Source organism: Streptomyces sp. NPDC001056 (assembly GCF_053598955.1).
In genome coordinates this window covers 173,345-195,239 of sequence record NZ_JBSFLI010000005.1, presented here as the reverse complement: position 1 = coordinate 195,239, position 21,895 = coordinate 173,345, and the positions used below count along the sequence as shown (strand labels likewise).

Annotated in this window: 16 protein-coding genes; 4 read left to right on the top strand and 12 right to left on the bottom strand. The window is 72.6% G+C overall.

The window, feature by feature from the left end; genetic code table 11:
• Nucleotides 1-257 precede the first annotated feature (257 nt).
• Nucleotides 258-1,382 carry a DMT family transporter gene (locus ACWDD7_RS08655; protein WP_351877391.1) on the top strand — a complete coding sequence of 375 codons (1,125 nt, stop codon included), beginning with the start codon at nt 258-260 and terminating at the stop codon, nt 1,380-1,382.
• On the opposite strand, the gene ACWDD7_RS08650 is transcribed toward ACWDD7_RS08655, so the two are convergent.
• Nucleotides 1,372-2,400 (bottom strand): M23 family metallopeptidase, encoded by a 1,029-nt coding sequence (locus ACWDD7_RS08650; RefSeq protein WP_450456844.1) that lies wholly within the window; start codon nt 2,398-2,400, stop codon nt 1,372-1,374. The genes ACWDD7_RS08655 and ACWDD7_RS08650 overlap by 11 nt on opposite strands.
• Nucleotides 2,401-2,667: 267 nt before the next feature.
• Between ACWDD7_RS08650 and gndA the strand changes: the two genes are divergently transcribed.
• Nucleotides 2,668-4,107 carry an NADP-dependent phosphogluconate dehydrogenase gene (gene gndA, locus ACWDD7_RS08645; protein WP_450456843.1) on the top strand — a complete coding sequence of 480 codons (1,440 nt, stop codon included), beginning with the start codon at nt 2,668-2,670 and terminating at the stop codon, nt 4,105-4,107.
• A 574-nt stretch (nt 4,108-4,681) separates the two neighbouring features.
• On the opposite strand, the gene panD is transcribed toward gndA, so the two are convergent.
• The 3 genes from panD to ACWDD7_RS08630 all read right to left on the bottom strand — a co-directional run bounded on the left by panD (nt 4,682) and on the right by ACWDD7_RS08630 (nt 7,387).
• The gene (panD, locus tag ACWDD7_RS08640; RefSeq protein ID WP_351877397.1) at nt 4,682-5,101 is read right to left on the bottom strand and encodes an aspartate 1-decarboxylase; all 420 of its coding nucleotides are present in this window, start codon (nt 5,099-5,101) and stop codon (nt 4,682-4,684) included.
• Between the two features lie 419 nt (nt 5,102-5,520).
• Nucleotides 5,521-5,763 (bottom strand): DUF5302 domain-containing protein, encoded by a 243-nt coding sequence (locus ACWDD7_RS08635; RefSeq protein WP_392217466.1) that lies wholly within the window; start codon nt 5,761-5,763, stop codon nt 5,521-5,523.
• A gap of 208 nt (nt 5,764-5,971) precedes the next feature.
• Entirely contained in the window at nt 5,972-7,387 is a 1,416-nt protein-coding gene (locus tag ACWDD7_RS08630; RefSeq protein WP_450456842.1) for a DEAD/DEAH box helicase, read from the bottom strand.
• Between the two features lie 430 nt (nt 7,388-7,817).
• On the opposite strand from ACWDD7_RS08630, the gene ACWDD7_RS08625 reads away from it, so the two are divergent.
• Entirely contained in the window at nt 7,818-9,503 is a 1,686-nt protein-coding gene (locus ACWDD7_RS08625) for a ribonuclease J (RefSeq protein ID WP_351864912.1), read from the top strand.
• Between the two features lie 332 nt (nt 9,504-9,835).
• On the opposite strand, the gene ACWDD7_RS08620 is transcribed toward ACWDD7_RS08625, so the two are convergent.
• From ACWDD7_RS08620 to ACWDD7_RS08590, 7 genes are all read right to left on the bottom strand, one after another.
• Nucleotides 9,836-9,970, bottom strand: coding sequence for a hypothetical protein (locus ACWDD7_RS08620; RefSeq protein WP_450456841.1), 135 nt, complete (start codon nt 9,968-9,970; stop codon nt 9,836-9,838).
• A gap of 174 nt (nt 9,971-10,144) precedes the next feature.
• Complete coding sequence (locus ACWDD7_RS08615; RefSeq protein WP_450456840.1) at nt 10,145-11,950, bottom strand: CocE/NonD family hydrolase; 1,806 nt, start codon at nt 11,948-11,950, stop codon at nt 10,145-10,147.
• Nucleotides 11,940-12,386 carry an ester cyclase gene (locus tag ACWDD7_RS08610; RefSeq protein ID WP_450456839.1) on the bottom strand — a complete coding sequence of 149 codons (447 nt, stop codon included), beginning with the start codon at nt 12,384-12,386 and terminating at the stop codon, nt 11,940-11,942. Before ACWDD7_RS08610 ends, ACWDD7_RS08615 begins: the two co-directional genes overlap by 11 nt.
• 16 nt (nt 12,387-12,402) lie before the next feature.
• Nucleotides 12,403-13,785, bottom strand: a complete 1,383-nt coding sequence (locus ACWDD7_RS08605; RefSeq protein ID WP_450456838.1) for a flavin-containing monooxygenase — start codon at nt 13,783-13,785, stop codon at nt 12,403-12,405.
• A 557-nt stretch (nt 13,786-14,342) separates the two neighbouring features.
• Complete coding sequence (locus tag ACWDD7_RS08600; protein ID WP_450456837.1) at nt 14,343-16,433, bottom strand: WD40 repeat domain-containing serine/threonine protein kinase; 2,091 nt, start codon at nt 16,431-16,433, stop codon at nt 14,343-14,345.
• Nucleotides 16,434-16,462: 29 nt separating this feature from the next.
• On the bottom strand, nt 16,463-18,532 hold the full coding sequence (locus ACWDD7_RS08595) for a WD40 repeat domain-containing serine/threonine protein kinase (RefSeq protein ID WP_450456836.1): 2,070 nt from the start codon (nt 18,530-18,532) through the stop codon (nt 16,463-16,465).
• A gap of 420 nt (nt 18,533-18,952) precedes the next feature.
• Entirely contained in the window at nt 18,953-19,591 is a 639-nt protein-coding gene (locus ACWDD7_RS08590; RefSeq protein WP_450456835.1) for a TetR/AcrR family transcriptional regulator, read from the bottom strand.
• 68 nt (nt 19,592-19,659) lie between these two features.
• Here ACWDD7_RS08590 and ACWDD7_RS08585 point away from each other — a divergent pair, with 68 nt between their 5' ends.
• Nucleotides 19,660-21,264: an FAD-binding oxidoreductase gene (locus tag ACWDD7_RS08585; RefSeq protein ID WP_450456834.1), complete on the top strand. Its 1,605-nt coding sequence runs from the start codon at nt 19,660-19,662 to the stop codon at nt 21,262-21,264.
• Nucleotides 21,265-21,375: 111 nt separating this feature from the next.
• On the opposite strand, the gene ACWDD7_RS08580 is transcribed toward ACWDD7_RS08585, so the two are convergent.
• Nucleotides 21,376-21,744, bottom strand: a complete 369-nt coding sequence (locus ACWDD7_RS08580) for a nuclear transport factor 2 family protein (protein ID WP_450456833.1) — start codon at nt 21,742-21,744, stop codon at nt 21,376-21,378.
• Between the last annotated feature and the right edge of the window lie 151 nt (nt 21,745-21,895).

Genomic DNA, 21,895 nt, shown 5'->3' with positions numbered 1-21,895 from the left:
GACACTCGTACCAGGCCCGTCCGCGACCCGGACGACGGGGGCTCCCTGAGCCGGGGGCTCGCCCTGGGGTAACCCACCTGAGGGATGATCACCGTACCGGTGTACTCCATCGGGAGTAGGACGCATTGCGTGCTCAGGGACGACGACGGGAAGTGCGCGGGCGGGCAGAGTGTCGACCATGGAAGCCGACCGTAGGCCGCGCCGGGCTCAGGCCCCTCGCCGCACGCACAGGAGACGCCGATGAGCGGGAGGGGCCGATGAGCGCCCTCGCGCTGTCCGTGCTGCTGTCACTCGTCTCCGCCCTCGGCTACGCGGGCGGCGCGATCGTGCAGGAGCGGGTCGCCGTGTCCTCCCCCGACAGCGCCTATCTGCCGCTGCGCCGCCCCGGTTGGTGGGGCGCGCTGGCGCTCAACGGCCTCGGCGGGGTGCTGCACGTCGTGGCGCTGGCCTATGGTCCGCTGAGCATCGTCCAGCCGCTCGGCGCGCTGACCATCGTCTTCGCCCTGCCGCTTGCCACGCTGTGCGTGGGCCGGCGGGCCGGGGCGACCGCCTGGCGCGGCGCCGTGATGGCCACCGCCGGGCTCGCGGGCCTCCTCTCCCTGGTCGGCTCGTCCGACGACCACGCGCTCGACGCCGCCCAGCGGCTCGCCGCCGCGGTGGTCACCGGTGGCGCGGTGGTGGCGCTGATGTGCGCGGGCCGGGCCGCCCACCGGCACCCGGCGGTGCGCAGCGTGCTGCTCGCGACGGCGGCCGGCATAGCGTTCGGCATGTCCTCGGTGTTCACCAAGTCCGCCACCGTCGGCTGGGACGGCCACCTCGGCTCCTCCGGCACCCTGTTCTCACTGGCGCTGATCGCCGCGTTCTCCGTCGCGGGCGTCCTGCTGTCCCAGGCTTCCTACGGGGGCGGCGGCCTGGCCGCGCCGCTCGCCACCCTGACCGTCGTCAACCCGGTGCTGGCCGCCGCGGTCGGCATCCTCATGTTCGGGGAGACCTTCCGCCACGGCGCCACGGGCACTCTGCTCGCCCTGGGCTGCGGGGTGCTGGCGGCGGGCGGGCTGATCATGCTGACGACGGAGCGGATGGAGGAGACGGCGGAGCCGGAACCGGAGCCGGCGGCCGTTGCCGGGAAGGGAGTCACCGGCGTGGTGGTGCCCGTCGAGGTGATTCCCTCGGTGCCGCGGCCGCGGTTCGACGGGGAGGACGTACGGGACATCGTCCAGGGCGACGGACCGCTCACGGAGTCGGGCCTGCGGAAGTTGCTGGCGGCCGACCCCGCCGCGGGGGACGCGGGCGAGGCCGTGCCGCCCGGGGAGCCCCCGCTTCCGGCGTCGTACGCCCGGCGGACGGTGCCGCACGGGCGGCGGCCGAGGGTCAGATCCTGACGCCGTGGGCCCTGAGGTAGGCGAGCGGGTCGATGTCCGCGCCGAAGCCGGGGCCCGTGCGCACCTCGAAGTGCAGGTGCGGGCCGGTGACGTTGCCGGTGGCCCCGGAGCGGGCGATGCGCGCGCCTGCGGCGACCTGCCGGCCGATCCGCACGGAGATGGCCGAGAGGTGGCCGTACTGGGTGTAGTGCCCGTCCGCGTGCCGGATGACCACCTGGTAACCGTAGGAGCCGCCCCAGCCCGCGGCCACCACCCGCCCGGCCGCGGCGGCGTGTACGGCGGTGCCGGTCGGCACGAGGAAGTCGACGCCCGTGTGGTAACCCTTCGACCAGTGCGGCCCGGGCACGTGGTACCCGGTACCGATGGACGCGTGGACCGGGGCGACGAGCGCGTGACCGCTCGTCCCGGTCTCGGCGTCGGCCTTGGTGTCGGCCCCGGCCCGGGACTGACGGCTCTTGGCCGGGTGGCCCTTGGTCCGGTGGTGGACCTTCGGCCGGGCCGGCTGCGAAGTCGCCTTGTCCTTCGCAGACTTGGCGGGTCCGGTGGGCGCGTTCGAGGGGTGCAGGCCGAGCCGTTCGCCCGGCAGGATCAGGTCGGGGTCGGCGCCGACGGTGGCCCGGTTGCCGGCGTAGAGCCTTCGCCAGCCGCCCTGGACGTGGTGCTCCTCGGCGATGCCGGAGAGGGTGTCGCCGCGGACCACCGTGTACATCGCGGTGCGACCGGCACGGGACTGGGGGGTGGTCTGCGGCCGGACGTCGTGGGCGGAGGCGTCGAGGGCCTTTCCCGGTACGACGGTCCGCGTGTCGCCGGACGCCGGGTCGGCGCGGGGCGCGTCCGCGGGGGCGACGTGGCCCCCGGTCCCGCCGGCCGCCGCTGCCGCCGCTCCGGTGGCCGCCCCGGCGGCCGCTCCCGTGGCGATCAGCGGGAGGGCGAGGCCCGCGCCGCCCGCCGTGACCGTGAGCGAGGCGCGGTTGATCCTGTTCGGCTGGTACCGGCGGTGCCGGCCGCGTAGGGCCATGTCGATGTCCCCTCATGCGTCAGGAGGGGCAAAGCTATGCGCCGCGAACATGCCATGACAAGACGGTGATTCGGCCGTCCCCGGGCGCCAACCGGCCGGTATCAGGCGGTCGTTGACCGAAATCACCCCGGGCCCGCCCGAACCGGGCAGGCGTCGCGGTCGCGGGGGTGGCGAGTCTGATGTGCGCTCGTCCTGGGGGCACGTCAGGATGGGCGAGGCCCCGTACCGACGGAGCCGCAGTCACGAGGCGAACAGGGAGCAGGCGTTATGAGCACTTCAGCGCAGATCGGCGTCACCGGCCTCGCGGTCATGGGCCGCAATCTCGCCCGGAACTTCGCGCGCAACGGCTACACGGTCGCGGTGCACAACCGCACCGTGTCGCGGACGCGGGATCTGGTGAAGGAGTTCGGGCAGGAGGGGGACTTCGTCGCGACCGAGACCGCGGAGGAGTTCGTGGCCGCCCTGGAGCGCCCGCGCCGCCTGATGATCATGGTCAAGGCCGGTGATCCCACGGACGCGGTGATCAAGGAGTTCGCGCCGCTCCTGGAGCCCGGCGACATGATCATCGACGGGGGCAACGCGCACTTCGCGGACACCCGGCGCCGGGAGCGGGAGCTGCGCGAGCGGGGCATCCACTTCGTCGGCACCGGCATCTCCGGCGGCGAGGAGGGCGCGCTGCACGGGCCGAGCATCATGCCGGGCGGGTCGAAGGAGTCGTACGCCTCCCTGGGCCCGATGCTGGAGAAGATCTCCGCGAAGGCGAAGGACGGCTCGCCGTGTGTGACCCATGTGGGTCCGGACGGCGCCGGGCACTTCGTGAAAATGGTGCACAACGGCATCGAGTACGCCGACATGCAGCTCATCGGCGAGGCGTACCAGCTGCTGCGGGACGTGGCGGGCTATTCGCCGGCGCAGATCGCCGACGTCTTCCGCACCTGGAACACCGGCCGTCTCGACTCCTACCTGATCGAGATCACCGCCGAGGTGCTGTCCCATGTGGACGCGGCGACCGGCCAGCCGTTCGTGGACGTGGTGGTGGACCAGGCCGAGCAGAAGGGAACCGGCCGCTGGACCGTCCAGATCGCGCTCGACCTCGGCGTCCCGGTCTCGGGCATCGCGGAGGCGGTCTTCGCCCGCTCGCTGTCCGGGCACGCCGACCTGCGCAAGGCCTCCCGCCATCTCGCCGGGCCGCGGCCGGCGCCGCTGGGCGGGGCGGAGGCGGCGGCCTTCGCCGACCGGGTGGAGCAGGCGCTGTACGCCTCCAAGATCGTCTCGTACACCCAGGGCTTCCACGAGATCTCGGCGGGCAGCGAGGAGTACGGCTGGGACATCGACCACGGCGCCGTCTCCGCCATCTGGCGCGCCGGGTGCATCATCCGGGCGGCGTTCCTCGACCGGATCCGCGCCGCGTACGACGCCCGGCCCGATCTGCCGAGCCTGCTGTCCGACGAGACGTTCGCGCGGGAGATCGCGGCGGCGCAGGACGACTGGCGCGAGGTGCTGGCCACGGCGGTACGGCAGGGGGTGCCGACGCCGGGGTTCGCGGCGGCGCTGTCGTACTACGACGGCTTGCGCGCCCCGCGGTTGCCCGCGGCGCTGACGCAGGGGCAGCGGGACTTCTTCGGGGCGCACACGTACCGGAGGGTGGATCGGGAGGGGGCGTTCCACACGCTGTGGGGTGGAGGTCGGGAGGAGGTCTCGGCGTAGGGATGTGGTACGCCCAGGCGTAGGGATGTGGTGCGCGCCTCGGGGGGTGCGGGGAACTGTCGGCGGGCGGCTGCGGGCTCGCCGTGGCTGGTCGCGCGGTTCCCCGCGTCCCCTCGGGGCGCGTTCTCGCCGGCCTTGGTTTCGGGTCAGCGGGTCGGCCGGTCAGCGGGTCAGGGGTGGGCCGGGTTCGGGGTTCGGTACGGGTTCGGGGCCCGGGGGGATCGGGGAAGGCGGTGGCTCCGGGGGGCCCGGTGAGGGCGGGGGCGGGATGGGGCCAGGGCCGGGTGGGGGCGGGGTCGGCTGGGGGCCGGGCGCGGGCTCCGGGGGTGGTACCGGGCTGGGGTAGGGGTCCGGGGGTGGTACCGGGCTGGGGTAAGGGCCCGGGGCCGGGGTCGGCTCAGGGGGGGTGGGGGTGGGAGTAGGGGTCGGTGGGGCGGGGTCGGGGGTCGGGTCGGTCATCGTGTCCTCCGCGCGGTCGCCGATGTCGCTGGACGTCGCCTCTGGACTACTCCCCCGCCTACCCGACCACCGCCCGGCCACTCACCCGAGGGCGGCAGCGAAGGGGCCGACCGGCTCAGGCCGACACGGACTGCGGGCTGCGCAGCTGGTCGGAACCGGGCACCGGCTCCGACGCGTCGGCGCCGAGCGCCACGATCCGGTTGTCGGCGTCGACATGCACGACCCGCGGCTTCAGCTCACGCGCCTCGGCATCGCTGACCTGCGCATAGCTGATGAGGATCACCAGGTCACCGGGGTGCACGAGATGAGCGGCCGCTCCGTTGATCCCGATGACCCCCGAGCCCCGCTCCCCCTCGATGACGTACGTCTCCAGCCGGGCGCCGTTCGTGATGTCCACGATGTGCACGAGCTCCCCCGGCAGCAGATCGGCCGCGTCGAGCAGGTCGGCGTCGATCGTCACCGATCCCACGTAGTGCAGGTCGGCCTGGGTGACGGTGGCACGGTGGATCTTGGACTTGAACATGGTTCGCAGCACTTTGGACTCCTGGAAGACGGCTCCCCGCCAGCTTTCTGCAGGTCAGGGGCGTCGTTCACTGTACATCGGCATGCCTTCCACTCGAAGACTTTCCAGAACATCGTGCGCCGTGGCGAGCAGGCTTCTCACCTGCGCGATCTGCGCAGACCAAGCTGCCGCGAAGCCGTCAGCAGGAGCATCTACGGAAGTCCGTCTCCGGCGGGGCCACGATCCGTGCGGCGGCCTTCCGTGACCTTCTCGGTGCCGCGGACCGGCGCCGCCGCCGGCACGCCACGCCCGCGAGTGCTCTCGCGGTCTGAAAAGCGCTACCGGTGCCGGCTCCCGGTGAGTACGCGCACGTAGTCGGCCACTGCACGGGGCGCGCGAGTGGGTGGCGCTCAGAGTGCTGGTTGAGCGGCCAGGTCGCCGGAGTGATCGACTCACCCGCCGCTCTTGCGCCTGAACGACCGCTGGCTCGCAGCCGGGCTGTGCGCCGCACGCACCTTTGACACATCCGAGTTGACGGCGGCATCGGCGGCGTCCGCCTGCGCACCGCGCTTGCGCGCCAGGGCTTCGCGGAATTTTCGCTTGAGGTCGTAGTTGCCGTCGCTGTCCGGCCCCAGCGGGGACGCCTCGGAGGAAGCGGGCTCCGAACCTTCCGTAGATACGGGCTCTGCGGTCATGGTGACCTCCTGGGTTCGGGGGTGGACAGGCTCAGCTTGTCATGCCGGGCGCGGTGAGAGGCGCCGGCGACGTCACCCTGCACCGTTTCGCAGGGAATCCCTCTCGCGGTCGAGCGTGTTCGCTTCGCGGGCGGGCGCAATACGGCTTCGGGCCGGCCGAGGGCTGCCGATCCCGTGGCCAGGAGATTCGCCGCCGAGGCAACGGCTCTCAACCGTTGCGCCGCACGAGAGCGGCCTTGCGGGCCTCGGCGAGCTTGCGGGCCTCGCCGGCCTTTCGGGACTTGCCGCCGGCGCCACGGGAGGGGTCCTTGCTGGTACCGAGGCCGCGGAAGGGAGCGTTGGTGTTCTTGGGCCGCTCGACGGCGGGCCCGCCGTCGAGCGGGGTTCCGGAGGGAGACTTGGCGCCGGTGATCCGGCTCAGCTCCGCCTCGCCCGAGCGCACCTTCGTGACGGTTGCCTCGATTCCGGCCTCGGCCATCATGCGGCTCGTCTCGCGGCGCTGGCCCTCCAGCACGAGCGTGACCACACTGCCGGACTCGCCGGCGCGGGCAGTGCGGCCCGCCCGGTGCACATAGTCCTTGGGGTCGGTGGGCGAGTCGACGTTGACCACGAGATCGAGGTGCTCGACATGCAGGCCACGGGCCGCGACATTGGTCGCCACCAGAGCGGTGATCTGGCCGTTCTTGAACTGCGCCAGGGTCCGTGTGCGCTGTGGCTGGGACTTGCCGCTGTGCAGGGCCCCGGCGTGCACCCCGCTGGCCCGCAGATGCCGGGTGAGCTGATCGACGGCGTGCTTGGTGTCGAGGAACAGCAGGACGCGGCCGTCACGGGCGGCGATCTCCGTGGTGACGGCGTAGCGGTCGGGGCCGTGGACGACCAGAACGTGGTGCTCCATCGTGGAGACCGTGCCTGCGGACGCGTCGACCGAGTGGACGACGGGGTCGTGGAGGTATCGGCGGACCAGCTGATCGACGTCGCGATCCAGAGTGGCCGAGAACAGCATCCGCTGACCGTCGGGCTGCACCTGGTCGAGCAGTTCGACCACCTGCGGCTGGAATCCCAAGTCGCACATCTGGTCGGCCTCGTCCAGCACGGTGATCCTTACCCGTCCCAGGCGGCAGGCGTTGCGCTCGACAAGGTCGTGCAGCCGTCCGGGGGTGGCGACGACCACCTCGGCTCCCTGGCGCAGCGCGGCGACCTGCCGGCCGATCGACATGCCGCCGACGACCGCGGCCATCCGGAGCCGCAGTGCCTCGGCGTACGGCGCCAGCGCCTGGGTGACCTGTTGGGCCAGCTCCCGGGTGGGCACAAGGATCAGAGCGAGAGGCTGCTTCGGTTCGGCGCGCCGCCCGGCCGTACGTGTCAGCAGCGGCAGGCCGAAGGCGAGCGTCTTGCCCGATCCCGTGCGCCCTCGTCCCAGGACGTCGCGCCCCTGAAGGGCATCGGGCAGTGCGGCGGCCTGGATGGGAAAGAGTTCGCGCACCCCGAGTCCGCTCAGTGTCCGCAGCACCTCCGCCGGCAGTTCCAGACCGGCGAAGGAGACGGCCGGGGGCAGCGCCGGGGTGGTGGCTCCAGGCTGGGCGGAACCGCCGTGAGCGCTGCCGGAGTCTTCGGGATGCTTCATGAACAGCCTTCCGCAGAGGAATGTACCGAGGAAGGCCCGGCAGGATTGAACAGCCCGCACACGGGCGGACCAACAGGCAGAATCGCCCACCGCGACGACCACGCAAACGCGTGAGACTAACACAGGGCATAACATCGCGTCCTGATATCGATCGCCCCTCCCGCGTCGACGACCCGACGCAGCCCGCCAGCCCTTCCGGCATACCTGGTCCGGGCCCCCAGCTCACCGAGATCCGCCGATGCGTCACCGGGGTGACCGCCCCACACACTTGCCTGCAGTCCGGGAATCGCTGGATCAGGACCCTGGGCGGGTGGACCACCGTCTTGACGATCGTCCCGGGGCACCGACTGCGGATGCCCCGCTCGGTCGGGAAGAAGAGATCACACAGGCGATGGATCACCCTGCCCCGATCTCCGGGTACCGTCAGGCTATGAGTCATCCGCACCCTGAACTGAAAGCCGCCCCTCCCCTGCCTGAAGGAGGGCTGCGGGTCATCGCCCTGGGCGGCCTGGGTGAGATCGGCCGCAACATGACCGTCTTCGAGCACGCCGGCAAGCTGCTCATCGTCGACTGCGGCGTGCTGTTCCCCGAGGAGACCCAGCCCGGTGTGGACGTGATCCTGCCGGACTTCACCTCGATCCGGGACCGGCTGGACGACATCGTCGCCGTGGTCCTCACCCATGGCCACGAGGACCACATCGGCGGCGTGCCATACCTGCTGCGCGAGCGGTCCGACATTCCCGTCGTCGGCTCCAAACTGACGCTGGCTTTCCTTGAGGCCAAGCTGAAGGAACACGGGATCCGGCCGCGCACGGTGCGGGTGCGGGAGGGCGACCGGCGCCATTTCGGCCCCTTCGACTGCGAGTTCGTGGCGGTCAACCACTCCATCCCCGACAGCCTCGCGGTCGCGATCCGCACCCGGGCCGGGATGGTGCTGCACACCGGCGACTTCAAGATGGACCAGTTCCCTCTCGACGACCGCATCACCGATCTGCGTGCCTTCGCCCGCCTCGGCGAGGAGGGCGTGGACCTGTTCCTCACCGACTCCACCAACGCCGAAGTACCCGGCTTCACCACCTCCGAGCGAGAGCTGAACCCGGCGATCGAGCAGGTGCTGCGCACCGCGCCGCGCCGGGTCATCGTCTCCAGCTTCGCCAGCCACGTGCACCGCATCCAGCAGGTCCTGGACGCCGCCCACCAGCACGGCCGCAAGGTCGCCTTCGTCGGCCGGTCGATGGTCCGCAACATGGGCATCGCCCGTGACCTGGGCTATCTGAAGGTCCCCTCCGGTCTGATCGTGAGCACGAAGGAGCTGGAAAAGCTCCCGGACCACAAGATCACGCTGGTGTGCACCGGCTCCCAGGGCGAACCGATGGCCGCGCTGTCACGGATGGCCAACCGCGACCACATGATCCGCATCGGCAAGGACGACACCGTCCTGCTCGCCAGCTCGCTCATCCCCGGCAACGAGAACGCCATCTACCGGGTGATCAACGGACTCACCCGGTGGGGCGCCCACGTGGTCCACAAGGGCAACGCCAAGGTGCACGTATCCGGGCACGCCAGCGCCGGCGAACTCGTCTACTGCTACAACATCGTCAAACCCCGCAACGTCATGCCCGTCCACGGCGAATGGCGCCACCTGCGGGCCAACGGCGACCTCGCCATCCGTACCGGTCTCGACCCCGAACGGGTCGTCATCGCCGAGGACGGCGTCGTCGTCGACCTCGTCGACGGGCGCGCCTCCATCACCGGCAAGGTCCCCGCCGGCAACGTCTACGTGGACGGCATGGAAGTCGGCGGCGCCACCGAAGCGTCCCTCAAGGACCGCCTCACCCTCGCCGCCGAAGGCGTGGTCACGGTGGTGGCGATCGTCGACGCAGACACCGGCGCCCTCGCCGAGGCCCCCGACTTCCTGGCCCGTGGCTTCGTCCACGACGACGCCACCTTCGAGCCGGTCATCCCCGTCATCGAGAAGACCCTGGCCACCGCGGCCGAGGAGGGCGTCGGGGACGCGCGCCAACTCGAACAGCTCCTCGCCCGCGCCGTGGCGAACTGGGCGTTCCGCACCTACCGCCGCAAGCCCCTCATCATCCCCGTCATCATCGACGCCTGAGCCACAGCCCGGCAGCGCTGTCCCCGCTCCAGCCGCGGCCCCGCCCGCACGGACTCCCCGGGCGGTGCCACCTCAGCGGCGGCCAGAAGCTGCACCAGTTCCAGATCCCCGCCCGAACGTGTCCGTCGACCAAGTACGCCCAGCGCGGCAAGGCCGTCGAAATCATCGGCCTGAACGAGCCCAGCGCCCACCTCCACGGCAGACTCAGCGGCGAACTCACCGCCAGCCACTGAGCCGGAGCCGGCGCCAGGGACCGACGGGGCCGCGTCATCGTGCACACGCGATGGCGCGGCCCCGTCGACCATGACTCCCCGGCACGGATGAGGCACACATCAAGCGGCACCGTCCGCCAGGGCGGCCACCGCCTCGGCGGCCGGGCCGGACACGGCGGGGGGGGCATCGCCCGCGCGGTCGTCGACTTCGCCGCGCAGTTCCTCACCTACGGCGATGGTGCGCACTGCGCGCATGGGCACGCACCGCCGCCGCGCGCCACACCGCACCGCCCATCGTGGTGCGCCCATCGGCATCGCGCCCCGGGCGAGCGGGGCGGCGGGCGGCGGGCGGCGGGCGGCGGGCGGCGGGCGGCGGGCGGCGGGCGGCGGGCGGCGGGGCCATGGTCCCGCCGGGGCCGGCCCGAGGGATCAGCTGCCGGGCGGAAGCACGCTGAGCCGGATCGCGGAGGGCCGCCGCGGGTCGTGGTGGATCTCCTGGTCCGCCGCCAGCAGACGGACCGCGCTCGCCGTCGGCTCGCCGCTGCCGGGGTTGCGGGCGAACCGTGGGTGGGCCCCGCTGGAGACCTGGAGCCGGATGCGGTGGCCGGCCCGGAACCGGCAGGCGGTCGGTGCGAGGTCGAGGGCGAGCGCGAGCACTCCGTCCCCATCGATCCGGTCGGCGGCCGAGGAGCCGGGCCGCACACGGATCAGCCCGTCGGTGATGTCCACCGACCGGCCGTCCGGGTGCACGTCGCAGAGCCGGGCGAAGAAGTCGGTGTGCGCGAGGCTGGAACGCACGTACAGCTCGGCCGAGACCTCGCCGACGACGTCCAGGTCTGCCCCCAACGGGTCGGTGGTGAAGGTCAGTACGTCCGGACGGGCCTCCAGCGCGCGGTTGTCCCGCGGCCCGGCACCCGCGCCCGTCCACGCGCCGCCGACGGCCGGGGTGGGGTCCGCCGGCTCGTAGCGGTAGCGGTCGGGGCCGCTCGGCGGCGGCGGGGCGGGGTCGAGCCGGCCGCCCGGATGCAGGTACCAGCTTCGGGAGAGCGCCTGCGGCGGCGGCCAGGCGCCGAAGCCGCGCCACTCCTCGGCGCCGAGCAGGAACAGGCGCACCGGATCCGGCTCGGCGCCGACGGCGGCCCCGCGGCCGGCTCCGGATACGGGGACCCGGTCGGGCACGGGCTCTCGGCCCGGGAGGACCTCGTGGCCGGGGAGGACCTCGTGGCCGGGGAGGACCTCGTGGCCGGGGACAGCCTGGTGCGCGGGGAAGACTCCGGCGAGCCAGTCCAGGGAGTCCGCCATGAAGGCCGGCCACCAGCGGCCGACCGCCGTGTGCGTCCACGGTCCGATGGTCAGCCGGGGTGCCGCGCCGCCGGCCCGCAGCAGCGCGTACTGCTGGAGCGTCTGCGGCAGGAAGGCGTCGTACCAGTTGCCCTGCAGCAGCACGGGAACGCCGGGGCCCCGTACGAGCCCGGCGCTGTGGTCCGAGGCGGACCAGTACGGATCGTCTTCGGCCTCGTGCGCCAGCCAGGCGTCGAGGTGCGGGTAGTCGCGGCCCAGCGCCCGCGCGACGGCCGGGCCGAGCGGCAGCTCCCGGTAGGCGATCCGCTGCAGTCTCCGCTTCTCCCGCAGCTGGCGCACGGTGTCCCGGACCGGTCCGCGCTTCGGGTGGCTGAGCATCGACGCCCAGCCGGCCATCGTGTCCAGGGCGAACGCGCCGCCCGGCCAAGCGACCCGCGCGTACTCGTGCGGCCCCATCTGGACGACCGAGCCGCGCAGCCCGGGTGGCGGGTCGTCCAGCAGGGCCCACTGCACATAGCCCAGGTAGCTGGCCCCGATGGTGGCGAACTCGCCCGAGAACCAGTCCTGTCCGCTCATCCAGGCGGCGGTGTCCCGGCCGTCGGCGGCCTCCTGGAACCACGGGTCGAGCGTTCCGCCCGAGCCGAAGGTCCCCCGGCAGCGCTGCACCAGCACCTGGTATCCGCGCTCGGCGTACAGCCGGCCGTAGAGCAGGCCTATCGGCAGGTCCCAGCCGTACAGGTTGCGCACCAACAGGGTCGGCGGGCGGCCGCCACCGGCCGGCGCGTAGTGGTCGGCGAGCAGGTCGACGCCGTCCCGCATCGGTACCCGTATGCCCCTGGTGACCCGGACGTCCCGGGTGACGGCCGGCGGCAGCCGCATCAGACGGCCCGCCAGGCGCGCGGCGAGCGCGCCGCCTCTCCGCTCAGTCCGCACGGAGCAGTCCCAGAACGGCGAGCAGTCCGAGGTTCTCGGCGGCGCTCCACCATTCGGCGACCCGGCCCTGGTGGATCCGCAGGATGTCGATGCCCCGGTTGGTGACCGGCGTGCCGGGCTCGGCGGCGGCCCCGGGCAGCCCCCCGCGGTAGGTTCCGGCGAACCGCCAGCCGCCGGTGACGTAGGCTCCTTCGGCGACCGGGCCCACCTCGGTGGTGTAGGTCAGGTCTGCGATGCCCTGGACGGCGCCGATCAGGGCGAGGGCGCCGCCGCGGTCGTCGATCAGGCTCGGGTCGATGCTGTCCGACAGCTTCGGCGAGTGGACGGTGAGCCGCTCGGCGAGCAGCTCCTTGCCGATGGAGAGGTCGCCGTTCCACAGGGCGATCCATTTCTCCCATATGCGGTGCGCCTCGGCCGGGGCGGGGCCAATCGTCATGAGGACTCCTGGGTGTTCAACGGGATCCGACCGGGCCCGGCCTGCGGGCGGGGTCGGGGGTGAGGCCGGTGGTGTCACCGGCGCGGTGGACAGGGAGCGGACCGCCGGCGGCGAGGTGGTGACGGCGGTCGCGCAGCAGTTGGCGCAGGTAGCGGTAGACGTCCAGTTCGACGGTGAGCTGGGGTGTCGCGGAGTAGCGCCGGCGCACCCTCCGCTCGTCGGCGGCGATCTCGGCCAGCATCGCCTCCCGGCCGGGTAGCCGTGTACGTCCCTCGATCAGATCGGCGGTCCATTCGGCCTGCGCCTCGGCGACGGGGGTGATGGCGCTCAGCGTCTTGGCGAAGCCGAGGAAGAACAGCCCCTCGTGATCCGGCATCACGATCCGGCGGAAGAGCCGCATCGGGCCGACCATCACCGGGGTCAGCTCCTTGGGCAGGAAGGGGAAGCTGAACTTGAAACCGGTGCACCAGACGATCGCGTCGAACTCCTCGACCGAGCCGTCGGTGAACCGCACCCGATTGCCGCCGTCGAAGCGCTCGATGCCCGGCCGCACCGCGATCCGCCCGGCCTTGACCGCAGGCAGGTACCCCTCGCAGGTGGCGGGGTGGGTGCGCAGTGCGAGGTGACCCGGGGCCGCCAGGCCGTACCGGCTGATCCTGCCCTGCGCCACCCAGAGCATCGCGGTCAGCAACAGGCTCTGCGCCAAGGGCGGCACGAACGTGGCGAGCGGAAGGTTGACCTTGTCGGCGGGCTTGCCGAAGAGGCGCTTCGGGGTGATCCAGAAGCCGCGCCGGGCACTGGAGACCACCCGGTCGGCCACGGCGGACAGTTCGGTGGCGAGGTCGCAGGCGGTGTTGCCGGATCCGACGACCAGCACCCGCCGGCCGCGCAGCTCATCGGCGCTCTTGTAGTCCTTGCTGTGCAGTTGGGTGCCGGTGAACTCGCCCTGGTACGCGGGCTCCGGCCACTTCGGGTCCCAGTGGAAGCCGTTGGCGACCAGGACGTGGGTGTAACGGCGCATCTGCCCGTCGCCCAGCGTGACCATGTATCCGGTCCCGTCCTTGACCACACCGGTCACCGCGGTCCGGAAGCGGATGTACGGTCGCAGGCCGAAGTGCTGGGTGTAGCGCTTCAGGTAGTCGAGCATCTGCGGATGTCCGGGGAACAGCGGATAGTTCTCGGGCATCGGGAACTTCGGGAACCCGCTCATGTCCCGCGAGCTGTTCAGCTCGATGGAGTCGTAGACGGCGGAGGTGCCGCTGTCGTTGCGGAAACGCCACTGGCCCCCGATGTCGGAGCCCTTCTCGTACACGTCGAACGAGATGCCCCGCTCGCTGAGGACCTGCGCGGCCGCGAGCCCGCAGACCCCGGCCCCGATGACGCACACCCGCACGGACATCCGATCGCCCCCTCGCGAACCCCACTGGCGCGGAAAGCGTCCACGAGTTGGCTAAAGACACCCTTGCGTTCGGCCGTTCCGGCGTTGGTCGCCTCGCCGGCCGGGCCCGGACTCCCCCGGACGGCGCCCGCCGCCTTCCGGGACGCCGGGCGCGCCCCTCTGCGCGTACCGCACGACCTCTGATCGCCCGACTGCGTCACCCGGTGCGGTAGCCGCGCGCGTTCGGCCAGGAACCGCAGGACCTGTGGTGCGTGCTCCGCATCGCCTGTCGTCGCGCGGCACAGGGCCTCGGTGTACGTGGCCCCGCTCCGGCCGGCCCGGCGGGCGCTCTGCTCGGCGGTGGACCGGTGCTTCGGTATGACGTACTCCTCTGCCGGTCCGGGCCACGCTCCCGGACACCGGATCAGGCGACCCGGCTGCCGACGGAACCCGTGTGGCAGTCGCCCGCGCAGCTCAGGGTCGGCGCGGGCCAGGCCGCCGTCGCGCGCCGCGCCGGCCCCATGGTCGGCTGTCCTGACGTGCCATCCGTCGGAATCGGGGGCGGGCGATGCCCTCTCTCACCCCACCTCCCACAGCCATACCGTGTCGTTGCTGCCGGAACTGCTGCCGTCGCTGCATCCCGCGGCCAGGGTCTTCCCGTCCGGGCTGTACGCCAGCGACTCGACGGAGGCACCCGCGTCGAAGGTCTTGGTGGACTTGCCGGAGGACGTGGACCACACGCAGACCTTGCCGTCCTGGTCACCGCTGGCCAGATGGCGCCCGTCCGGATGGAAGGCGAGCGCCTGGACCGGGGATCCGTGTCCTTCGAGGGTGGCGACGTCCTGCCGGGAGCCGGTGTTCCACAGTTGCACCTCCTCGCCCTGGCCGGCGACGAAGGCCAGGAGCTGCCCGTCGGGGCTGAAGACCGCCACGTTCGCGGCCGCGCTGTCATGGATGGTGGCCAGGACCGAGTCGGCCGACCCCTTCCTCAGCTGAAGGGGTGATCCGCTGACCAGCATGGTCCCGTCCGCGCTGTACACGGCCGGACCGTTCTTCACCTCCGTGTGCAGGGCGATCCGGGAGCCGGAAGCGGTGTCCCACAGATACAGGCCCCGGTTGCTGCTGGCGGCCAGCGTCCTGCCGTCCGGGCTGAGCCCCATGCCGTTCACGTACCCGTCCTGGAGCGTGCCCGTGGTCTCGCCGGTGAACGTCTTGACCGTACGGCCCGAGGTGACGTCCCACTTCAGGATCTTGTGCTCCTCCGCCCGGTAGAGGACCCCGAGATCCCGGCTGAAGACGAACGGCTGGATGTACTTGGGAACGCCGATCCGCGTGGTGGTGCTCTTCCTGCCGGGCATGGTCCAGCGCCAGATCGTGCCGTCCCCTCCGGTGGCCGCCAGGGTCTTCCCGTCCTCGCTGAAGGCGACATCGTACGTACTGCTGGGGCCGTCGAGAGCGTCGCTTCCCCGCAGCAGCAGGTAGGCGGGGACCCCGACCGCGGCGGCCGCGGCGGCCGAGATGCCGCCGATGAGCAGAGCACGGCGCGAGGGTCCTCGGCGGGCCGGGCCCGGGACGGGGGCAGCCGGGCCCGGGGCGGCGGGAGCAGCCGGGCCCGGAGTCACGGGCATGGCCGGCGCGTAGGTCTGCGTCGGCGCGTTCTGCAGGGAGGCATTCGGAACGGCGCCGGAAGGCGCGGCCGGGGCGGGGTGCCCGCCCGGTCCCGGCGGGGCATGGAGCTGCCCGTGCGCACCCGGCGCCCCTGACGCACCCGGCGCCCCCGGCTCCGGGGAGACCAGGTGCGGGGTCTGCCCGGACGGAGCCGCCACCACCGTCGGTTCGTGGCGCGGCGGACGGGCCGGTGCCCCGGCGGCGGCGCCCGCGAACCGGGCGGGCAGGTCGCGGACGGCGGGACGGTCGCCGGGGTCCTTGGCCAGGCAGTGGGTGAGGATGTTCAGGAGCTCGCCGTCGAGACCGTCGAGGGCCGGCGCCTCGTCCAGGATCCGCTGGACGACGGTCAGCAGGCTGGGGGCGTCGAACGGGCTGCGACCGGTCGCCGCGAAGGCGAGCACCGAGCCGAGGGCGAACACGTCGCTGGCGGGCCCGGCCCGGTCCGCGCGGATCTGCTCCGGCGACATATAGGCGTACGTTCCGATGACCGATCCGGTCGCGGTCAGCGAACTCGCGTCCACGGCCCGTGCGATGCCGAAGTCGATGATGCGCGGCCCGTCCTCCGCGAGGATCACGTTGCCGGGCTTGAGGTCTCGGTGGACGAGACCGCAGCCGTGGATCGCGGCGAGCCCTTCGGCGAGCCCCGCCCCCAGCCGCAGTGCCGCCACCGCATCGAGCGGTCCCCGCTCGGCCACCACCTGGTGGAGGGTGGGACCGGGGATGAACGCGGTGACCAGCCAGGGGGATTCCGCTCCGGGATCGGCATCCACCACCTGCGCCGTGTGGAACCCGCCGACCTGCCGCGCGGCGTCCACCTCCCGTGCGAACCGTTCCCGGAACTGCGCGGTCGCCGCCAGTTCCGGCCGGATCAGCTTCACCGCCACCTTGCGGCCGCCGGGCGACGTACCCAGGTACACCTGGCCCATGCCGCCCTCGCCCAGACGTCCGTCCAGGCGGTAGGGGCCGACCCACTGCGGATCGTGGGGCAGCAACGCATCCATGAATACCGTCCGTTGAGTAGGGAGTGCCCTCAGGCGAGCTTCCAGAGCTGGATCGAGGTGTCGGACGGGCCGAAGGCCGCGGCGAGGTTCCTGCCGTCCGGGCTGAACGCCAGGGTCGAGAGAAGGGGCGCGCTGAAACCCTTCTCAAGGTCGGCGGTCAGGGTCGTGGTGATGCGCCCGGTCCGCAGGTCCCACAGGCTGATCGTTCCGCCCGTGGCCGCTCTGGCCTTGTCCTCACTGTTGTCGTCGGGACCGAGCCCGAAGCCGCCGCCCGCGATCACCGCGTGGCCCGGCTGGTACGCGGCCTCCTCGATCCTCCTGTGCGGCGACTTGAGGGTCGCGGTGGGCCGCCCGGTCTCCCTGTCCCACAGTCGGACTCCGGGCCCCGCGCCGCCGATGGTCTTCCCGTCGGGGCTGATCAGCGCCTTGTAGAAGGGGTCGTCGACCGTGTCGTCGGTGAATGTCCTGGCCTGGCCGCCGCCGTCGACCTCCCAGAGCAGCACCTGCTTCCCGGCGGCCACGGCCACCGCCTTGCCGTCAGGGCTGAACACCACGTCGGTCACGGCGACGTCGCCCACCTCGAAGGTCCGCAGGTGGCGCCCGCCGGCCATGCCGAGAAGCTGGAGCGTGCCCCCGGCGGCCGCCCCGAGGACCGCGCCGTCAGGGCTGATCGCGATGGAGTATGCGATCGAGGAGCGGCCGTCGAACCCGCTCAGCGGGGGCAGCGGCTCGCGGGACCGCACGTCCCAGCACCGCAGCGTCCGGTCCTCGCAACTGCCCACCAGGGTCCCGCCGTCCGGGGTGAAGGCCAGCGCGTGGACCTGCGGGGTCTCTTCCCCGAGCTTCGCGATCGTACGGCCGGTGACGATGTCCCACAGCCACAGCTCGTTGGCGGCGGAGCCCGCGCCGGCCAGGGTTCGGCTGTCCGGCGCGAAGGCGACACACTCCACCGACCGGCTGTACCCGCCGAGGCGGGCGACAGGCCGGGGACGGCCCTGCTCCGCCTGCGACTTGGAGTCCTGTAACAGGTAGGCGGGTACGGCGACCGCGGCCGCCGCGGCGCCCAAACCGGCGAAGAGCAGGGCGCGACGGGGAAACGGCCTGGCGGCCGCGACGGCAGCGGCATCGAGGGTGCCGGGCCGGGCAGGTGGTAATGCGGGAGCCGTCGGCAGAGCGCTGAACGCGACGCCGGGCGCCCCAACGGGCCCGGTGACGGAGAGCCGCGCCAACACCTCGTCCATGGAAGGACGTTGGGCCGGATCCTTGGCCAGGCACGCCACGACCAGGTCGTGCAGCGGGCCGAACAGGCCGTCGAGCCGGGGCGGTTCGCTGGCGACCCGGTGCACGATGGCCGGCACGGTCGTCGCGTCGAACGGACTGCGGCCGGTCGCGGCGAACGCGAGCACCGAGCCGAACGCGAACACGTCACTTGCCGACGAGACTTCCTCGGCCCGTATCTGCTCGGGCGACATGTAGGCGTACGTGCCGATGACCGACCCGGTCCGCGTCATCGCGTCCGCACCCGGCGCGTGCGCGATCCCGAAGTCGATGATGCGTGGCCCGTCCTCGGCCACGATCACGTTGCCCGGCTTGAGATCCCGGTGAACGAGCCCGCACCGGTGGATCGCGGCGAGCCCCTCGGCGATCCCGGCACCGAGCCGCAGCACCGCCCCCACATCGAACGGCCCGCGTTCGGCCACCACCTGCTGAAGCGTCGGCCCCGGCACGAACGCGGTGACCAGCCAAGGCGATTCCGCCTCCGGGTCGGCGTCCACCACCTGCGCCGTGTGGAAGCCGCCGACCCGCCGCGCGGCCGCCACCTCCCGCGCGAAACGCGCCCGGAACTGGTCGGCGGCAGCCAACTCAGGGCGGATCAGCTTCACCGCCACCTTGCGCCCGGCCGCCGACGTACCGAGAAAGACCTGGCCCATCCCGCCCGCGCCCAGACGTCCCTCGATCCGGTACTGACCGACTGACCGGGGATCGCCGACACGCAGCGGCTCGGCGGCGGGCTGCCGGATTCCCCCAGAGGGTATCGGTGCTGTCACGCACGGAATTGAACCATGATCCGGCGTCAGCCATGGCGGCGGCTCGGACAAGAGCGGTCGACGGTGTATGGAAGGCGTTCTCGTAGCCGATCGGACCGCGTCGCCGAGGCGGGAGCATCGGCGCCGGACCGTGCAGGGACCAGTTCAACGCACCGGTCAGCGCCGCGACAGCCGTTCCCGGCACCGCCAGGAGCCGGGGAATCCGCCGGCCGATGAGGCGTGGGAGTTCCTTCCGCGCCCCACCAGGACCGAAGAGGAGCCGCCCGTCCTCGTCATGGCGCAAGGAGTTGCCCGTCCCCATCACGGCGCAAGCCCGACCTGGAAGCGCGAGATGGTCGAGACGGTCGGTGGGACGGGCCCGCAGTGCTGCTTCTGCGGCAGCGGCATGCCGCGGGCAGTCTCTTCACGCTGCCTGCCGAAAGCATCCCGGAATCGCCTTGAACGGCGCCCGACCGGCCTCGTCGGTTCGGCTCACGTGTTCGCGTCGCCGGCGGAGAGGATGGTACGGCCGGCCTCGAAGATCCGTGCGCAGCGTTGCGTCATGGCTTCGGGCGACTGGTCGGGGTGGTTGACCCACCAGCGGACCAGGGCGGTACACAGGCCGCGCCAGGCGTACTTGAGGACGTCGGTGTCGAACGGGTCGCCGGATCCGGCCGTCTGCAGGAGGTCGGCGGCGCCGATCGCGGCGAGGTCATCGACGGCGCGGCGATAGCAGGCCGCGCGTCGGGCGGCGTCACTGTCGGGCGGCAGCGTGGCGTCGTAGAGGACGAACCACGCCTCGCGCCGGCCGTCCAGGGCGGTGAACAGGGCGTTGAGCACGCGCAGGGGGGTGGGCGGCGCGCCGGTGGCGGGTGCGGCCATCGCCGTGCGGATGGCGTCCAGCAGTCGGTCGCCGATCGGGTTCAGGCAGGCGAGGTAGAGGTCCTGCTTGCTGCCGAAGTAATGGTGCAGGAGTGGTTTGGTGACGCCCACGCGGGCGGCGATGGCGGCCACGGTGGTGGCCTCGTACCCGCGGCGGCCGAACTCCTCGGTGGCCGCGGCCAGGACCTGTCGTTCGCGCGCGGCCCTGGGCACGCCCTTTGTCCCGGCCCTGGAGGGGAGCGTTGTCATGAACCCGATATTACCCTAGGGTAATTTTCCATCGGGTACATTCCCCGGACCTCGCTGGGAGCACACTCATGCCTGCCGTCCCGTCCCACCCCGGCGCTTCCCGCACCCGCTCCTGGTGGGGCTGGGGCTATACCGACGCCCACCCCGACGACGCCGAATGCGCCGCCATGGGCGCCCTGCTGCCGGGCACCCTGAGCCGCCCGCTGCCGATACCCCGGGTCACCGACCTGTCCATCGCCCGTCCCGTCGTGACGCCCCCGCCCGCACTGGCGCACCTGGTCACCACCGAGCCCGCGGCGCGCGCCGCCCACGCCATGGGCAAGGCCTATCGCGACGTCATCCGGGCCCTGCGCGGCCGGCCCGGCCGGATCCCCGACCTCGTCGCCCGGCCGACCGACAACCAGCAGGTGGCCGACCTGCTGGACTGGGCCGGCGAGCACGGCGTGGCCGTCATTCCCTTCGGGGGCGGCTCCTCGGTCGTCGGCGGCGTGGAGTACCGCGGCGACACCCACCGCGCCGTGCTGTCGCTCGACCTGACCTCGATGAACCGGGTCCTGGAAGTGGACACCGCCAGCCGCTCGGCCCGCATCCAGGCCGGCGCGCTCGGTCCCGTGCTGGAAGACCAGTTGCGGCCGCACGGCCTCACCCTGCGCCACGTCCCCCAGAGCTTCGAGTTCTCCACCCTCGGCGGCTGGCTGGCCACCCGGGCCGGGGGCCACTACGCCACCGGCCACACCCACATCGACGACTTCGCGCAGTCCCTGCACGTGGTCACGCCCGCCGGCGCCGGCACGTCCTGGCGCCTGCCCGCATCGGGCGCAGGCCCCTCCCCCGACCGGCTGTTCCTCGGCTCCGAAGGCGCGCTCGGCGTCATCACCGAGGCATGGATGCGTCTGCAGGAGCGTCCGCGGTACAAGGCCTCGACGTCCGTGGCCTTCGCCGACTTCCGGCAGGCGCTGGACGCGGTCCGCGCCATCGCGCAGTCCGGCCTCGCCCCGGCCAACTGCCGCCTGCTCGACCCCGGCGAGGCACTCCTGTCCGGCGCCTCGCACGACGGCTCCACCGTCCTGGTCCTGGGCTTCGAGTCCGCCACCATCCGCGTCGACGACCGCCTCTCCGACGCCCTGGACCTGGCCCGCGCCCACGGCGGCCGCGGCAAGGCGCCGGCGCCGGACCGCGACGCCCCGCCCGACGCGGCCGTGAGCGCCTGGCGCTCGGCGTTCCTGCGCATGCCCTACCTGCGGGACGGTCTGGCCCGCATGGGCGCGGTCGTCGAGACCTTCGAGACCGCCGCCACCTGGGACAGGATTCCCGCCCTGGTCGAGGCCGTCCGCAGCGAGGTCGGCGCCGCCGCGCTGAAGGCCACAGGACACCCGGCCACCGTCAACTGCCGCCTCACCCACGTCTACCCCGACGGGGCCGCCCCCTACTTCACCGTGGCCGTGGCCGGCCGGCCCGGCGACGAGCTCGGGATCTGGGACGACATCAAAGCGGCCGCGAACGACGTCCTCCACCGCCACCGGGCGACCATCACCCACCACCACGCCGTAGGCCGCGACCACCGCCCCGGCTACGACCTCCAACGCCCGGAGCCCTTCGCCCTCGCACTGCGCGCCGCCAAGAACGCCCTCGACCCCCACGGCATCCTCAACCCGGGCGTCCTGATCGACTGACGGCAGGCAGGTCCGGCTCGCAGCCGCTGCCCCGGCTCTTCCGACCACTCGGGATCGCCGCCGCACCACGGTGGCGCCCTGGTCCGGGGAAGACGAGTCCGAGGGCCGGAATCATGCCTGGGGGAGCCGGTCGAGGAAACCGAGGACGGAGACGATCCGGCCGTCCTCGGCCAGCGTGATCACGTCCGAGCCGGCGACCGGCGCGGAGCCGTCGGCGGTGGACGCCAGCTCCCAGCCGAAGCGGGCGATGTGATGGTTGCCGTCCACGTCACCGGTCGGCCTGAACTCGAAGCCCGGGAACTGCTCGTGCACGGCCCGGATGACCGCGGCGATCTGCTCGTGGCCGCGCGCGTCGGCCAGCGGGTCGGTGTACGTACCGTCCTCGGACCACGCCGCGGCGACCGCCTTGGCGAGCGCCTCGGCGCCGGTGGCGTTCCACGCCTCGAAGTAGCGGGCGACGGCAGCAGCGTGGTTCGACATGGTCGGACTCCCGTTCCGTGAAGTGGCCTGGCATCCAGGTCGGTCGGAGCGGGCTCCGGGCCAGAGTGCGCCGGCCCGGAACCCGATGTCCTCACCATGCCGCGCCCCGCCCGGCCACGCGATTACCGCCCAGGTAATGGCGCCTGCCCAC

Bases quoted from the DNA above. Each gene is read 5' to 3' on its own strand.
- ACWDD7_RS08590 (WP_450456835.1), bottom strand. From the start codon at position 19,591: ATGACAACGCTCCCCTCCAGGGCCGGGACAAAGGGCGTGCCCAGGGCC.
- ACWDD7_RS08585 (WP_450456834.1), top strand. From the start codon at position 19,660: ATGCCTGCCGTCCCGTCCCACCCCGGCGCTTCCCGCACCCGCTCCTGG.
- ACWDD7_RS08625 (WP_351864912.1), top strand. From the start codon at position 7,818: ATGAGTCATCCGCACCCTGAACTGAAAGCCGCCCCTCCCCTGCCTGAA.
- ACWDD7_RS08620 (WP_450456841.1), bottom strand. From the start codon at position 9,970: ATGCGCGCAGTGCGCACCATCGCCGTAGGTGAGGAACTGCGCGGCGAA.
- ACWDD7_RS08655 (WP_351877391.1), top strand. From the start codon at position 258: ATGAGCGCCCTCGCGCTGTCCGTGCTGCTGTCACTCGTCTCCGCCCTC.
- ACWDD7_RS08610 (WP_450456839.1), bottom strand. From the start codon at position 12,386: ATGACGATTGGCCCCGCCCCGGCCGAGGCGCACCGCATATGGGAGAAA.
- ACWDD7_RS08580 (WP_450456833.1), bottom strand. From the start codon at position 21,744: ATGTCGAACCACGCTGCTGCCGTCGCCCGCTACTTCGAGGCGTGGAAC.
- ACWDD7_RS08600 (WP_450456837.1), bottom strand. From the start codon at position 16,433: ATGGATGCGTTGCTGCCCCACGATCCGCAGTGGGTCGGCCCCTACCGC.
- ACWDD7_RS08630 (WP_450456842.1), bottom strand. From the start codon at position 7,387: ATGAAGCATCCCGAAGACTCCGGCAGCGCTCACGGCGGTTCCGCCCAG.
- ACWDD7_RS08635 (WP_392217466.1), bottom strand. From the start codon at position 5,763: ATGACCGCAGAGCCCGTATCTACGGAAGGTTCGGAGCCCGCTTCCTCC.
- ACWDD7_RS08650 (WP_450456844.1), bottom strand. From the start codon at position 2,400: ATGGCCCTACGCGGCCGGCACCGCCGGTACCAGCCGAACAGGATCAAC.
- ACWDD7_RS08605 (WP_450456838.1), bottom strand. From the start codon at position 13,785: ATGTCCGTGCGGGTGTGCGTCATCGGGGCCGGGGTCTGCGGGCTCGCG.
- gndA (WP_450456843.1), top strand. From the start codon at position 2,668: ATGAGCACTTCAGCGCAGATCGGCGTCACCGGCCTCGCGGTCATGGGC.